Origin of the sequence: Pseudonocardia hierapolitana, assembly GCF_007994075.1 — a bacterium.
In the GTDB taxonomy this organism is placed as follows: Bacteria; Actinomycetota; Actinomycetes; order Mycobacteriales; family Pseudonocardiaceae; genus Pseudonocardia; species Pseudonocardia hierapolitana.
In genome coordinates, this window is record NZ_VIWU01000001.1 from 3863096 (window position 1) to 3877046 (window position 13951).

General features: G+C 72.8%; 13 protein-coding genes. 3 read left to right on the plus strand and 10 right to left on the minus strand.

Going from position 1 to position 13951, the window contains the following annotated elements; all coding sequences use genetic code 11:
• The first annotated feature begins 71 nt into the window (after positions 1-71).
• Positions 72-1634, plus strand: coding sequence for an adenylate/guanylate cyclase domain-containing protein (locus tag FHX44_RS18445; protein ID WP_147256925.1), 1563 nt, complete (start codon positions 72-74; stop codon positions 1632-1634).
• Here the strand turns inward: FHX44_RS18445 and FHX44_RS18450 are convergent.
• Entirely contained in the window at positions 1631-2776 is a 1146-nt protein-coding gene (locus tag FHX44_RS18450) for a Fic family protein (protein ID WP_212612539.1), read from the minus strand. The two genes, FHX44_RS18445 and FHX44_RS18450, sit on opposite strands and share 4 nt — an antisense overlap.
• Before the next feature lie 194 nt (positions 2777-2970).
• Here FHX44_RS18450 and FHX44_RS18455 point away from each other — a divergent pair, with 194 nt between their 5' ends.
• The gene (locus tag FHX44_RS18455; RefSeq protein ID WP_147256926.1) at positions 2971-3870 is read left to right on the plus strand and encodes a DMT family transporter; all 900 of its coding nucleotides are present in this window, start codon (positions 2971-2973) and stop codon (positions 3868-3870) included.
• Here FHX44_RS18455 and FHX44_RS18460 read toward each other — a convergent pair.
• The 8 genes from FHX44_RS18460 to FHX44_RS18495 form a co-directional block, all read right to left on the minus strand.
• Positions 3867-5015, minus strand: coding sequence for an epoxide hydrolase family protein (locus FHX44_RS18460; protein WP_147256927.1), 1149 nt, complete (start codon positions 5013-5015; stop codon positions 3867-3869). The genes FHX44_RS18455 and FHX44_RS18460 overlap by 4 nt on opposite strands.
• Before the next feature lie 36 nt (positions 5016-5051).
• Positions 5052-5834, minus strand: a complete 783-nt coding sequence (locus FHX44_RS18465) for a putative hydro-lyase (RefSeq protein WP_147256928.1) — start codon at positions 5832-5834, stop codon at positions 5052-5054.
• Positions 5831-6709 carry a 5-oxoprolinase subunit C family protein gene (locus tag FHX44_RS18470; protein ID WP_147256929.1) on the minus strand — a complete coding sequence of 293 codons (879 nt, stop codon included), beginning with the start codon at positions 6707-6709 and terminating at the stop codon, positions 5831-5833. Before FHX44_RS18470 ends, FHX44_RS18465 begins: the two co-directional genes overlap by 4 nt.
• The gene (locus tag FHX44_RS18475; protein WP_147256930.1) at positions 6706-7311 is read right to left on the minus strand and encodes a 5-oxoprolinase subunit B family protein; all 606 of its coding nucleotides are present in this window, start codon (positions 7309-7311) and stop codon (positions 6706-6708) included. The genes FHX44_RS18470 and FHX44_RS18475 overlap by 4 nt, the downstream gene beginning before the upstream one ends.
• Positions 7308-8075, minus strand: a complete 768-nt coding sequence (locus tag FHX44_RS18480; protein WP_147256931.1) for a LamB/YcsF family protein — start codon at positions 8073-8075, stop codon at positions 7308-7310. Before FHX44_RS18480 ends, FHX44_RS18475 begins: the two co-directional genes overlap by 4 nt.
• Positions 8072-9289 (minus strand): NRAMP family divalent metal transporter, encoded by a 1218-nt coding sequence (locus tag FHX44_RS18485; RefSeq protein WP_147256932.1) that lies wholly within the window; start codon positions 9287-9289, stop codon positions 8072-8074. The genes FHX44_RS18480 and FHX44_RS18485 overlap by 4 nt, the downstream gene beginning before the upstream one ends.
• 274 nt (positions 9290-9563) lie before the next feature.
• The gene (locus FHX44_RS18490; RefSeq protein WP_212612540.1) at positions 9564-10682 is read right to left on the minus strand and encodes a serine hydrolase domain-containing protein; all 1119 of its coding nucleotides are present in this window, start codon (positions 10680-10682) and stop codon (positions 9564-9566) included.
• A gap of 90 nt (positions 10683-10772) precedes the next feature.
• A complete protein-coding gene (locus tag FHX44_RS18495; protein ID WP_147256933.1) occupies positions 10773-11345 on the minus strand; it encodes an SACE_7040 family transcriptional regulator in 573 nt (190 codons plus the stop codon).
• An 86-nt stretch (positions 11346-11431) separates the two neighbouring features.
• On the opposite strand from FHX44_RS18495, the gene FHX44_RS18500 reads away from it, so the two are divergent.
• Positions 11432-13276, plus strand: coding sequence for a sensor histidine kinase (locus FHX44_RS18500; RefSeq protein WP_147256934.1), 1845 nt, complete (start codon positions 11432-11434; stop codon positions 13274-13276).
• Here the strand turns inward: FHX44_RS18500 and FHX44_RS18505 are convergent.
• Positions 13252-13926 (minus strand): response regulator transcription factor, encoded by a 675-nt coding sequence (locus tag FHX44_RS18505; protein ID WP_147256935.1) that lies wholly within the window; start codon positions 13924-13926, stop codon positions 13252-13254. The genes FHX44_RS18500 and FHX44_RS18505 overlap by 25 nt on opposite strands.
• Positions 13927-13951 lie beyond the last annotated feature (25 nt).

Here is a 13951-nt window from a genome sequence, read left to right on the forward strand (position 1 = left end):
CGACGAACGCGCCGCTCGTCGGAACGGTAGGTGCGGGGGAGGCTCCTCCGATCGGCCTAAGCTTGGTGCTCATGGCGCGCAGCAGGCGGGTCCGGCGGTGGGTCATCGACTGGCCCGCCCGGATCGCGCTGGCGGTCGCCGTCGTGGTCGCGAACGTCGTCGGCGCCGTCGTCGTGTTCGTGCTGGCGGCCTGGGTGCTGCCGGAGGGCCCGCTCACCGACCCCGGCCGGGTCCGCACGCTCAACCTCGTGGCGTTCGGGGTGTACCTGCTGCTGGCCGTGCCGATCGGGTTGCTGTGGGGTGGGCGCCGGTTCCGCCTGCGCAGTGGCGAGGCGGACGCCGAGCAACGCCGCGAGCGGCGGATGGTGCTGTACGGGCCGTTGCGGCTCGTCACGGTGCAGACCGTGCTGTGGGCGTTGGCCGCCACGGTGTTCGTGCTGCTCAACCTGCCGTACTCGGCGCGGCTGGCGCTGTCGGTCGGCGAGACGATCGTGCTCGGTGGCATCACGACGTGCGCCCTGGCGTACCTGCTCAGCGAGCGCATCCTGCGGCGCACCGCGGCGAAGGTGCTGGGCGCGCACCCGCCGAAGCCGCGGCGCGGGCTGCCCGGCATCGTCGTGCGGTCGCTGCTGTTCTGGGCCCTCGGCACGGGCGTCCCGGTGGTCGGGCTGATGCTGACGGCCGTCTCGGCGCTGGTGTACGAGGACGTGCCCGCCGACCGGCTCGCGGTGATCGTGCTCGCGATCGGCGGCACCGCGCTCGGCGCCGGCCTGCTCGTGACCGTGGGTGCCGCCCGCGCGGTCGCCGACCCGGTGAACGCGGTGCGCCGGGCGATGCGGCGGGTGCAGCACGGCGAGCTCGACGCAGGCGTCACGGTCTACGACGGCACCGAGCTCGGGCAGCTGCAGTCCGGCTTCAACACGATGGTCGCGGGCCTGCGCGAGCGCGAGCGGATCCACGACCTCTTCGGCCGGCACGTGGGACGGGACGTGGCGCGCGCGGCGGCCGCGGCAGGCGAGGTCCGCCTCGGCGGCGAGGTCCGCCGGGTCGGCGTGCTGTTCGTGGACCTGGTCGGGTCGACCTCGCTCACCGCCGAGCGGCCGCCGGAGGAGGTCGTCGGCCTGCTGAACCGCTTCTTCGCCGTCGTCGTCGAGGTGGTCGAGGAGCACGACGGCTGGATCAACAAGTTCGAGGGCGATGCCGCGCTCGCCGTCTTCGGCGCGCCGGTGGACGGGACGGACCCGGCCGGCTGCGCGCTCGCCGGCGGGCGGGTGCTGGCCGACCGCCTCGCGGCGGAGCTGCCCGACATCACCGCCGGCATCGGGATCTCGGCGGGCGAGGCCGTGGCGGGCAACGTCGGCGACGTCCGCCGCTACGAGTACACCGTGATCGGTGACCCGGTGAACGAGGCCGCCCGGCTCACCGAACTGGCCAAGACCGTGCCCGGCCGCGTCCTCGCCGCCGCGGACGCCGTGGCCATGGCCGCGGAGGACGAGGCCGCGCGCTGGGAGCTCGGCGACGAGACCGTGCTCCGCGGCCGCACCGCCCCCACCCGCCTCGCCACCCCGAAGGAGCGTGCTCGGCCGGAGCGGGACGAATCGGCGGCGGCCGCCGCGCCGTCGCGGGGCAACTAGCCGCGGAGAAGGATCGCGAGGATCTCGGGGGCGGTGAACTCGCGGCCGTAAGTGCTGTCGTCGAACCGGTGAAGCACACCGAGCTCGACGAGCTGCGCCACGAGCTGGTTCGCGCGGGCGTAGGTCACCTCCAGGTGCCGCTCGACCTGCCGCACCGTGAAGATCGGTTGTGCCAGAGCGAAGTCCACGAGGTTGCTGGCGGTGTTCGCGCGAAGTCCCGCTCGACGGATCGTCGCTTTGAGGCTGCCCTGCGCTGCGAGCAGATCCAGCAAACGCTGCTCGGTGTCCTGGGCCGAAGCGGCGAGTCCACGTGCGAAGAAGCGGATCCACCGGTCCCAGTCGCGCGTGGTGCTCACCGCCATCAGGGCGTCGTAGTAGTCGGCGCGGCGGGCCTCGAACCAGGGTGAAACGGTCAGGGTCGGTTCGGTGATCACCGCGGTGACCATGAGGTGGAGAACGATCAGGAGGCGGCCGATCCGCCCGTTGCCGTCGTTGAACGGATGCAGCGCCTCGAAGTGATAGTGGGCCATACCGGCGGCGATCACAGGGTCGATGTCCCTGCCCGGCGAGCCCTCGACCCACCCCAGCCAGTCACGGATCTGTGCCTCGAGCTCGGGCCCGGGAGGCCTGGGCACGAACCGCGAGTCCTGCACACGACCGCCTGCATGACCGCCGATCGCGACCTGAATGCTGCGCACCCTGCCAGCCTGATCGGTGTCGGCGCTCGTTCCTCGGACGAGGATGCCGTGGAGCTCGGTGAGAAGGTTCATGGACAGCGGTCGTCCGTCCGCGTGCCAAGCGAAGGCGTGCTCGGCCGTACGGACGTAGTTCAGGACCTCGCGCATGTTCGCGTCGGCGGGGTCGTGTTCTTCATCAGCAGCGAGCACGGCCTGCAGCGGGGCGTACGTGCCTTCGAGGGCGGAGGTGCTCTGTGCCTCCCGCCGCAGCGTCGGACGGCGGAGAAGGCTCGGGTTCGGCAACTGGCGGGCGGTGCTGTTGAGTGAGGCCAGTGCGGCACGTGCTTCGGCGACCTCGTTGAAGGTGATCACGCTCAGCTCGGGGGTCGCGGATGGCAGCGGGTCCGGGACGAACGCGACGTGCTCCCATCGGCCGTACCGTGGATCGCTGCCACTGATCGGCACAAGTGATCCCGGAGCCCTCAGAGCGAATGAACTTGCCTGCACTCTTAAACTCTATCAGTACTTGTGTTGCATTCCTGGGCTCCAGGAGGTCGAAAATGCAACACATCGGCGTTCACCCGAGGACGGCTGGATCTTGCAGCTCGATGGCCGAAAACCGCGTGGTCGGGGCGGGTGCGTGGAGTTAGCGTCGGGTCATGACCTCCCCGGCCGTCCGGCCCGTCGTCCCGGCTTCGCGCTACCGGTGGGGCGCCCTGCTGGCCGTCGGGTTCACGGTGCTCGCGTGGGCGTCGGCGTTCGTGGGGATCCGCGCCGTCGCGGCGCATTACGAGCCCGGCCCGCTGACGCTGGGCCGGCTGCTCGTCGGGTCGCTCGCGCTCGGAGCGGGGCTGCTGGTCGCGCGCCGCTGGGTGTGGCCGACGCGCAGGGAGTGGGCGCTGATCGTCCTGTGCGGGATCGCGTGGTTCGGGATCTACAACCTCGCGCTGAACGCGGCCGAGCAGCGCATCGACGCCGGCACCACGGCGATGCTGGTGAACGTCGGGCCGATCCTCATCGCGCTGTTCGCCGGGCTGCTGCTCGGCGAGGGCTTCCCGCGATGGCTGGTGGTCGGTGCCCTCGTCGCGTTCGCAGGTGCGGTCCTGGTCGGGGCGGCCACGTCGAACGCCGCCGAGGCCGACCTGCTCGGTGTGGTGCTCAGCCTCGTCGCGGCCGTCACGTACGCGGTCGGGGTGCTCGCGCAGAAGCCGGTGCTGCGCCGGTTGCCCGGGCTGCAGGTCACCTGGCTCGCCTGCACCATCGGCGCGCTCGCGTGCGTGCCGTTCACGCCGGGACTGGTCACCGGGCTGGCCGCCGCACCGGCGGGGGCGACCGCAGGCCTGGTCTACCTCGGGATCGTGCCCACCGCGCTCGCGTTCAGCACGTGGGCGTACGCGCTCGCGCGGATGGACGCCGGGCGGCTGGGGGTGAGCACGTACGTGGTGCCGCCGATCACGATCCTCATGTCCGCCTCGCTGCTGGGCGAGGTGCCCCCGCCCCTCGCGATCGTCGGTGGCGCGGTCTGCCTGGTCGGCGTCGGGCTGTCGCGCAGGCGTTAGCGGAGCTTGCCGAAGAACTCCTGGATGTCGGACACGAGCCCCGCGGCGGCCGCCATCGCGACCATGTGGCTCGCGGCCTCCCGGCCCGTCCACTGCACGATGTCGTTGTTCCGCTCGGCGATGCGCCGGAAGGCGTCCGGGCCGCCGTGGGAGACGCCGGTGGGCACCACGGCCTGGTCGATCGGCATCCCGGCGGCGCCGTCGTAGTACGTCCACGACGACGAGCCGCCCGTGCCCGTGAACCAGTACAGCGACGCGGTGGTGAGCAGCTGGTCGCGGTCGAGGTGCGGCAGCAGCGCGTCCGGGCCTGCCGGCCAGCCGTCGAACTCGGCGAGCCGCTCCACCAGGTAGGCCAGCTGCGCCACCGGCGAGTCGAGCCAGCCGTACGCGAGCGTCTGCGGGCGGTTGGCCAGGTACGTCCCGTACCCGCTGCCGCCCGCGAAGAGTTCGGCCAGCCGCTCCAGGCCCGCGCGGTCGTCGTCGGTCAGGCCCTCCAGCTCACGGGGGTCACCGGTCGGGATCCCCACGCCGCCGGTCATGTGCACGCCGACGAGGTGCTCCGCGTCGACGAGCGCCAGATGCGGCGACACGACCGCCCCCGCGTCGTTCCCGTGCGCCCCGTACCGCTCGTAGCCCAGCCGCGCCATCAGCTCGGCCCAGGTCCGCGCCACGCGCTCCGCGGTCCACGGCCGTTCGTCGGCCGGCTCGGGGAAGGTCGAGAAGGCGAAGCCCGGCAGCGACGGCGCCACCACGTGGAACGCCCGGTCCGGGTCGCCGCCGTGCGCCCTCGGGTCGGTGAGGGGGCCGATGACCTGCAGGAACTCGGCGATCGAGTTGGGCCAGCTGTGGGTGATCACCAGCGGGAGCGCGTTCGGCTCCGGCGAGCGGACGTGCAGGAAGTGGATGCGCTGGCCGTCGATCTCGGTCAGGAACTGCGGGAACTCGTCGAGCCGCGCCTCCTGCGCGCGCCAGTCGAAGCCGGTGCGCCAGTACTCGGCGAGCTCCCGCAGCTGCGCGACGGGCACGCCGCGGCCCCACCCGCCGGGCAGCTGCCGTGGCCAGCGGGTGCGGGCGAGCCGGTCGGTGAGGTCGTCCAGGTCGGCCTGCGGGACGTCGATGCGGAAGGGGCGGATCTCGTTGCTCACACCGATGACGGTAGGAGCGGTGTAGGTCAGCTCCTGTCACACATCGCGGATGCGGTAGTCCTCGTCCTCGGCATCCGTGATCAGCATGTGCCCCGGTGCGTGCGCGATCGCGAGCGCAGGCTTCGACTCGACGACCGCGGCCTGCGGGGTGACCCCGCAGCCCCAGAACACCGGCACGTCCCCGGGTTCGATCCGCACGGGGTCGCCGTAGTCGGGGGAGTCGAGGTCGCGGATGCCGAGGTCGCGCGGGTCGCCGACGTGCACGGGCGCGCCGTGCACCGCGGGATAGGCCGCCGTGACGCGCACCGCCGTCTCGACCAGGTCCTTCGGAACCGGCCGCATCGACACCACCATCGGGCCGCTGATGGCACCGGTCGGCCGGCAGCGCACCGACGTGCGGTACATCGGCACGTTCACGCCCTGCTCGACGTGCCGCACCGGCACCCCGGCGGCACCGAGCGCGCGCTCGAAGGTGAAGCTGCAGCCGATGAGGAACCCGACGAGGTCGTCCCGCCACCACCCGCGGACGTCGGTGGGCTCCTCGGCCACCTCGCCGTCGACGTAGACGCGGTAGCGCGGGATGTCGGTGCGGATGTCGCCGTCGAGCAGCGGGCCGGAGACCGACCCCGCCTCCAGCACGTCCAGCACCGGGCAGGGCTGCGGGTTGCGCTGGGCGAACAGCAGGAAGTCCCACGCGATGTCCTTCGGCACCGCGATCAGGTTGGCCTGCGTGTAGCCGTCGCACCAGCCCGCGGTGGGCGTGACCAGACCGGCCCGGAACTTCGCGCGCGCTGCGGCGGGGGATTCGGTGCGGCTCACGAGCGCTCCTTCCACGGGGGCGGGACGAGGACGAACCGCACGTGCTGGCCGGGGCGTACCTGCGCGGCCCGGTCGACGTCGGCGTCGAGGACGACTGCAGCTACCGGGTAGCCGCCGGTGACGGGGTGGTCGGCGAGGAACAGCACCGGCTCGCCGCCGGGCGGCACCTGCACGGAGCCGCGGATGATGCCCTCGCTCGGCAGCTCCCCCGAGTCGGCGCGTTCGAGGGGATCGCCCTCGAGCCGCATGCCGACCCGGTCGCTGCGACTGGAGGCCGTCCAGGTGGTGCGGGCGAGCGCCCCGACGTCGGTGAAGAACTCGGCGCGCGGGCCGGCGACGGCCCTGAGCACGACCTCGTCACCGGTCGGCACCGCCACGGGCGCGACGTCGATCAGGGGCAGGGCGTCGGGCTCCGTCCCGATCGGGAGCATCGTCCCCGGCGTCAGCTTCTCTGGCCCGAGGCCGGAGAGGATGTCGGTGCTGCGCGACCCGAGCACCGGATCCACGGCGATGCCGCCGCGCACGGCGAGGTAGGTCCGGAGGCCGGTGGGCGGCACCCCCAGCCGAAGCACCTGGCCCGGCCGCAGCGTGACAAGGGCGTGGTGCCCGACCGGTGTGCCGTCGACGTCGGCGGGGGCGGGCGCCCCGGACAGCGCCACCGTCAGCAGGCCGTGGGCCCGCACGGCGAGCCCGCCGAACACGACCTCGATGCCCGCGGCGCCCTCGGGGTTCGCGACGAGCCGGTTGGCCAGTCGCAGCGCCCTGCGGTCGGCGGCACCTGAACGACCCACCCCGGTGGCGGCGAGCCCGGGCCGTCCCAGGTCCTCCACCAGCGCCAGCGCGCCGGTGGCGACCACCTCCAGCTTGCGGGTCATCGGACCGCCTTGAACTCGACCGTGCACCCGGGCTGTAGTAGCGCACCGCGGTCGATGTTCCAAAGTTCCGCGTCGGTGTGGCCGATCAGCTGCCAACCGCCGGGCGACGAACGCGGGTACACGCCGCTGAACTCGCCTGCCAGCCCGACCGATCCGGCGGGCACCGACGTGCGCGACACCTGCCGCCGGGGAACCTCGAGCCGCGGGTCGCCGCCGACCAGGTACGCGAAGCCGGGAGCGAACCCCCCGAACGCGGCCCGCCACGGGGTGCCGGTGTGCGCGGCCACCACCCCGTCGGCGCCGAGCCCGGTGAGCTCGCCGACCTCCTCGAGGTCGGGGCCGTCGTAGACGACCTCGATCTCCACCCGCTCCCCCTCGGACAGAGCCGCGCCCGGCTCGACGTCGAGGTCCAGCACCGCGCGCCGGACCTCGGTGAGGTCGGTGCCCGGCTCGACGCAGAGCAGCACCGTGCGGGCCGCCGAGACGACGTCGAGGACGCCGGTCGGCGGCGCCGCGCGCACCGCGTCGGCGAGCGCGAGCACCTCGGGCAACCCGTCGACCTCGACGAGCAGCCCGCTGTCCCCACACGGCAGTACCTTCACCCCGACTCCTCCACGAACGGGCGCAGCTGCACGCCCGCGGCCTCCAACCCGGCGCGCACCGCTTCGGCCATCGCAACCGCACCCGGCGAGTCGCCGTGGACGCACGCCGACTCGGCGTTCACGTGCACGTCGGTGCCGTCCACCGCGGTGACCTCGCCGTCGGTGACCATTCGCAGCACGCGGGCGGTGACCTCGTGCGGGTCGTGCAGCAGGGCGCCCGGCTGGGAACGCGGCACCAGCGTGGCCTGCGGGGTGTAGCCCCGGTCGACGAAGAACTCCCGCACCGTGCGCAGCCCGGCCTCCTCGGCCGCGGCGAGGAACACCGAGCCGGGCAGGCCGAGCACCGGGAGCTCCGGGTCGTACGCGCGGACGGCGGCCACCACGGCGGCAGCCTGCGCCTCGTGGTGCACGATCGCGTTGTAGAGCGCCCCGTGCGGTTTCACGTACCTCACGCGTGTGCCTGCGGCCCGGCAGATCCCGTCGAGCGCCCCGATCTGGTACACGACGTCGTCGGTCAGCTCGGCAGGCGCGACGTCGATGAACCGCCGCCCGAACCCCGCCAGGTCGCGGTACCCGACCTGTGCCCCGACCGCGACCCCGCGCTGCGCGGCCAGGGCACAGGTCCGTCGGAGAGTCGTCGGGTCGCCCGCGTGGAAACCACACGCGACGTTCGCCGAGGTGACGAGCGCGAGCATCGCCGCGTCGTCCCCCAGCTCCCACCGGCCGAACGACTCTCCGACGTCCGAGTTCAGATCCACGCTCATGCGAACAGCTTGCCCAGTCCGGAGAGGGACGCGTAGCCCATGTAAAGGGTGAGCAACCATGCGGCGACGCCGATGCCGAGCAGCCAGGCCGGGTACTTGTAGCCGCCCAGCAGGTCACGTCGACGCCAGGCCACCCAGAGCACGACCGTGAAGCCGATCGGCAGGATCAGCCCGTTGAAGGCGCCCGCGAACACCAGCAGCGCGGCCGGTGCGGCGCCGAGCAGCAGGTAGATCACCGCCGAGAGGGCGATGAAGCCGATCGTGAGCAGGTTGCGCGTGCGCTCGCTCGTCGTGGAGCGGGTCAGGAACGAGACCGAGGTGTAGGCCGCCCCGATGACGGAGGTGATGGCCGCCGCCCACAGGATGATCCCGAACAGCCGGAGGCCGACCTCGCCCGCGGCCGCCTGGAATGCACTGCCGGCCGGGTTGTCCTTCGCCAGCGCGACGCCGCCCGCGACCACGCCGAGCACCGCGAGGAACAGCACCACGCGCATGATCCCGGTGACGATGATGCCGATGACCGAGCTCTTGGCGATGCTGTCGGCGTGCTCGGGCCCGGTCATGCCGGAGTCGAGCAGCCGGTGCGCGCCCGCGTAGGTGATGTACCCGCCGACGGTGCCGCCGATCAGGGTCGTGATGACCAGGAAGTCCACCTGGTCCGGCAGCACGAAGCTGCGCAGGGCGTCGCCGACCGGCGGCTGCGAGACGATCGCGACGTACGTCGTCATGAGGATCATCAGCGCGCCCAGCACGACGACGATCCGGTCCAGCGCGACGCCGGCCTTCTTGCTGAGGAAGATGGCGATCGCGATCACCGCGGAGATCACCCCGCCGATCCGGGCGTCGACGCCGAGCATCGCGTTGACGCCGAGCCCGGTGCCGCCGACGTTGCCGATGTTGAACACCAGCCCGCCGATCACGACGAGTGCCGCCAACACCCAGCCGACGCCGGGGAGGATCTTGTTGCCCAGCTCGTGCCCGCGCTGACCGGACACGCCGATCACCCGCCATACGTTCAGCTGGACCGCGATGTCCACCAGGATCGACGCCAGGATCGCGAACGCGAACGCCGCGCCGAGCTGCGCGGTGAACGTTGCGGTCTGGGTGATGAAGCCCGGTCCGATGGCACTGGTGGCCATCAGGAACATGGCGCCGAGCACCGCGCTGCGGCTCGTTGCCGAGCCGATCGCGGGCACCGCCTTCGTATCGCTCATCGGTGGCTCCCTCCAGGGTGACCCGCGGCACACCGCCGCTGGTTTGCATGGGAGCGTAGGGATCGTTCAACGATCCAGCAATACTTCAAGGCTATCTTCTTGTAACGACTGTGTGAGCAGGCGATCTGCGGGAACATCCTCTGTACAGCGCACGTACGCGGGCGGACACTGTGCGCGACCGCGCTGGACACGCGGTACGGGTGTGCCCGCCCGGCCCGATGCGCGGTCAGGGCCGTCGACCGATCCCCCCTCCTCGGTCGACGGCCCGCCCCGCTCACGGCGCGGGCGGACAGAACCCGTTGGCGAAGAGTCCGATGACGATCTCGCTCGTGCCTTCCCGGGACCGGAGCGGGTTGTAGGAGAGTGCGAGCTGCCGGTGGCCGTCGGGAGAGGCCATCGCGTAGGTGAGGTACCCGAGCAGCTCGCCGCCATGCCCGTAGACCGAGGCGCCGCACGGCAGGTCGTACCGCTGGAGACCGAGCCCGTACCGGAACACCTGGCCGGTCTCGACCGTGTCGCGCATGGCGGTCGACGCGGCGGCGCTCATGAGCTCGCCGCCGAGCAGGGCGGAGAAGAAGCGGTCCAGGTCGTCCGCCGTCGAGATCATCTCACCAGCCGCCCAGTCCAGCGACGGGTTCATCTCGGTCGCGTCGACGAGCGTGCCCGCGACCTCCGTGTAACCGTGCGCGTGCGGCTCCGGAACGGTCGGGTCGGTGCCCGGCACCGTCGTCCGGTTGAGCCGGAGCGGCCGGATGATCCGCTCGGTGACGGCGTCGCCGTAGGGCTTGCCGGTCAGCTTCTCGACGAGCAGCCCGGCCACGACGTAGTTCGTGTTCGAGTAGTGCCAGCCCTGCCCGGGCGGGAAGTGGGGCAGCCGCGCGAACGCGACGTCGAGCAGCTCCTGCGGCCGGTAGGTGCGGAACCGCGCCTCGCCGCGCCAGCGGTTCGTGGACCAGTCCCGCTCGTGTGCGTAGTCGTAGATGCCGCTGGTGTGGTTCAGGAGCTGCCGGACGGTGATCGCCTCACCGCCCGGCACGATGCCCGGCAGGTGGCGGGCGATCGGGTCGTCGAGCGCGAGGCGGCCCTCGTCCGCCAGTTGCAGGACCACGGTGGCGACGAACGTCTTCGTGACGCTGCCGATCCGGAACCGGCCCGACGTGCTCACGGGAACCGACGACGCGAGTGCTTGCGCGCCCGCTCCCGCTGCCCACTCGTGCTCCCCTTCCCGGATGCGGAGCATCGCGGCCGTCGCCGCCTGCGTCTCCACGAGGCGGTCGAGGCCCGATTGCAGGGCGGAACGCGGGAAGGGGTCGGGGGCCAGGAGCGAGCACGCCGAGGTGATCACAGCGGTTCCGGCGACCGCCAGCCGGAGGAGCATGCGGTTCGATCTCACGGGGACGACGTTAGGAACGCCCAGGTCGACGGCCCATGGGGCGATCGGCGGAGATCGCCTGTGGTTCTCCACAGGGTGGCGCGAGCGCGATCAGGGCAGGGAACGCAGCGCCGCCAGTGCCATCGTCTGCAGCAGCGTCGCGGCCTCCGGCGAGCGGCCGGCGTGCGGGGTGGAGTTGAGGAGCCCGAACGTCCCGTGCGCGGCGGTGCGGGCCGCGTCCACCGGAAGGCCGGGGTGCGCGCTCACCAGCGCGTCGACCCAGATCTCGACGTAGGTGCGCTGCAGCCGCCGTACCTTCCTGCGGTCAGGGGCCGGCAGGTTCGCGAGGTCGCGGTCCTGCACGACGATGAGTTCCGGCTCGCGCTGGGCGAACTCGGCGTGGAACGCGACGAGCGCGGCGAGCAGCTCGTGCGGGTCTGCGGTCTGTGCTGCCCTGGCCTGTCCGCCGGCCAGCAGATGCTCGCTGATCCCGACCAGAAGCTCTGCGAGCAGGGCCTCCTTGCCCGGGAAGTGCCGGTAGAGCGCAGGCCCGCTGACCCCGACCGCGGCGCCGAGGTCGGCGATGCTGACGCCGTGGAACCCGTGCCGGGCGAACAGCTGCGCGGCCACCGCGAGGATCTGCTCCCGCCTGCTGCCGGCTGGGGATGCCGCGGGGGTGGCCATGCACCGCAGCCTAACCGCGAGTTAACACCCGCTAACAGGCTCGCTGATCTCAGCAGGGCCACAGCGGCGCTCGCTACCCTGTATCGATGCCCCGGCCGCTGGGATGGCTGCGCGCACGCATGGGCGTGCGTGCGGTGTCGGCGCTGTCCGCAGCCGTCGTGGTCGCGCTCGCACTGGCGGTGGCCGGCGTCGCGCTGGTGCTGCTCGTCCAGCAGTCGCTGCGCCAGCAGGTCCAGGCGGAGGCCAGGGCCCAGGCCCAGGTGATCGTCGACCGGCTCGAGGGCAACTGGAGGGGCCAGGCCAACGAGAACGCGCGCGACGCGCTCGACCAGCTCATCCGGGAGTCCGACCTCGCGCAGGTGAGGGTCGAGTACGGCGACGACCCGCCCACGTGGACCACTGAGGCCGGCACCGACGCGGTCGGCCGCGACGTCCTGATGTCGGACGTCCGCCCGGCCGACGGGGAGACCGTCGTCCAGTCCGGCGTGCCCGTGCGGAAGGTCGACGGCAGCGTCGTGGACACGGTGCTCGTCGCGACCGGCGCCGACTCGGGGCGCAACGACGTCATCCTGCTCTACGCCGCGCCGCTCACCGCGGTCGAGGCGGCCACCCGCACGCTGCTGTTCTACCTGCTCTGGGGCGTCCCGCTGCTGATCGTGGTCACCGGCGTCACCACCTACCTGTTCTCCGGCCGCGCGCTGCGTCCCGTCGAGGCGATGCGCGGGCAGGTGGCCGCGATGACCGAGAAGGACCTCGGGCAGCGGGTGCCGGTGCCGCCCGCGCGCGACGAGGTGGGCCGGCTCGCCGAGACCATGAACGCCATGCTCGCGCGCCTGGAGGACGCCCAGGGCGTGCAGCGGCGGTTCGTCGCCGACGCGAGCCACGAGCTGCGCAGCCCGCTCGCCACGATCGCCACCGGTCTGGAGCTCATGCAGAACGGCACGGTCGACGGCAGCACGGTCACGGCGCTGCGTGGGGAGGCCGCCCGCCTGAACAACCTGGTCGAAGGGTTGATCCTGCTCGCGAGGGCCGATGAGCGCGGGCTGCAGCCGCGGCGCGAGGAGGTCGACCTCGACGAGGTCGCCGAGCTCGAGCGGGGCCGGCCGGCCGACGGAGTGGTGGTCGCCGAAGTGCGGGCGGTGCCCGTGCGCGTCATCGGCGACCGCGGGCAGCTGGCGCGGGTGGTGCGCAACCTGGTCGACAACGCACGCCGGCACGCGCGTTCCCGCGTGCTGGTCACCGTCGGGCGCGACGGTGACACGGCGGTCCTCGAGGTCTCCGACGACGGGGCGGGCGTGCCCGAGTCCGACCGGGCTCGGGTCTTCGAGCGGTTCGTGCGTCTCGACGACGCCCGCGCCCGCACCGACGGCGGCTCAGGCCTCGGGCTGGCGATCGTCGCCGAGGTGGTGGCCGCGCACGGCGGCACGGTCGAGGTCACCGACGGCCCGGACGGCGGGGCGCTGTTCCGGGTGCGGATCCCGGCGGCCGCCGCACCCGATGCACAGCCGGAGGAGGTCCCGCGCGCCGAGGCAGTGAGCAGGCCGGACCCGAAGACCGTCGGCCAGGCGGCCGTGGCCACCGCGGCGCCGGTTCCGCCCCCGCCGCCGACGAAGCGGACGGCTTCCGGCAACGGATGGTTCGCTGCCCCTGCTCGGCCCACCGAGCCTGCGTGGACGGGCGACGAGGCGTGGACCGGCGAGGCCGCCTGGGGCCACGTGCCGGGGCAGGTGCAGGGGCCGCCCCGACGTGCGCGGCGCGGCCCCCGGCCAGTGCAGCCGGGGCGGGAGCCCGTCCGTGACGAGGAGGCCCGGCGCGATCCCGTCACGGCGCCGAGCGGCATCCCGGTCGTCCCGCCCGAGGAACCGAAACCGGCGTCCCGGTCCGGCCGGATCCCGTCGCCGCGACCTCAGCCGGGCTCCGCCATGCGGTAGCCGACGCCGCGCAGCGTCTCGATGCTCCTGGTGCCGAACGGCGCATCGATCTTGCGGCGCAGGTAGCCGACGTACACCTCGACGACGTTGACCTCGCCCTCGTAGTGCGCGTCCCAGACGGCGCGCAGGATGTCGGTCTTGGTGACGACCTCGCCCGCGTGCCGCATCAGGTGCTCCAGCACGCCGAACTCGCGCGGGGTGAGCGTGATCTCGACCTCGCCCCGGTGCACCCGGTGCCGGGCGGGATCGAGCGTCAGGTCGCCGACCGTCAGCACCGTGGGACGGGCCTCGCCGGCCCGGCGCAGCAGCGCACGCAGCCGGGCGAGGAGCACGACGAACGAGAACGGCTTGACCAGGTAGTCGTCGGCGCCGAGGTCGAAGGCGTCGGCCTCGTCGTACTCGCCGTCCTTCGCGGTGAGCATGAGCACCGGCGTCCAGATCTCCGCGGCGCGCAGCCGTTGCAGGATCCGGTACCCGGACAGGCCGGGGAGCATGATGTCGAGGACCACGACGTCGTGCTGCCCGGTGCTCGCCGCCGCGAGCCCCGATATCCCGTCGTGCACGACCTCCACCGAGTGCCCTTCGGCGGCGAGCCCGCGCCGCACCATCTCCGCGAGCGGCACCTCGTCCTCGACCAGCAGTACGCGCACACCTAGACGCTATCGGCCCGGCCGT

Coding starts and splice junctions, on each gene's coding strand:
- FHX44_RS18445 (WP_147256925.1), top strand. CDS start 72: ATGGCGCGCAGCAGGCGGGTCCGGCGGTGGGTCATCGACTGGCCCGCC.
- FHX44_RS18470 (WP_147256929.1), bottom strand. CDS start 6,709: ATGACCCGCAAGCTGGAGGTGGTCGCCACCGGCGCGCTGGCGCTGGTG.
- FHX44_RS18495 (WP_147256933.1), bottom strand. CDS start 11,345: ATGGCCACCCCCGCGGCATCCCCAGCCGGCAGCAGGCGGGAGCAGATC.
- FHX44_RS18485 (WP_147256932.1), bottom strand. CDS start 9,289: ATGAGCGATACGAAGGCGGTGCCCGCGATCGGCTCGGCAACGAGCCGC.
- FHX44_RS18500 (WP_147256934.1), top strand. CDS start 11,432: ATGCCCCGGCCGCTGGGATGGCTGCGCGCACGCATGGGCGTGCGTGCG.
- FHX44_RS18480 (WP_147256931.1), bottom strand. CDS start 8,075: ATGAGCGTGGATCTGAACTCGGACGTCGGAGAGTCGTTCGGCCGGTGG.
- FHX44_RS18455 (WP_147256926.1), top strand. CDS start 2,971: ATGACCTCCCCGGCCGTCCGGCCCGTCGTCCCGGCTTCGCGCTACCGG.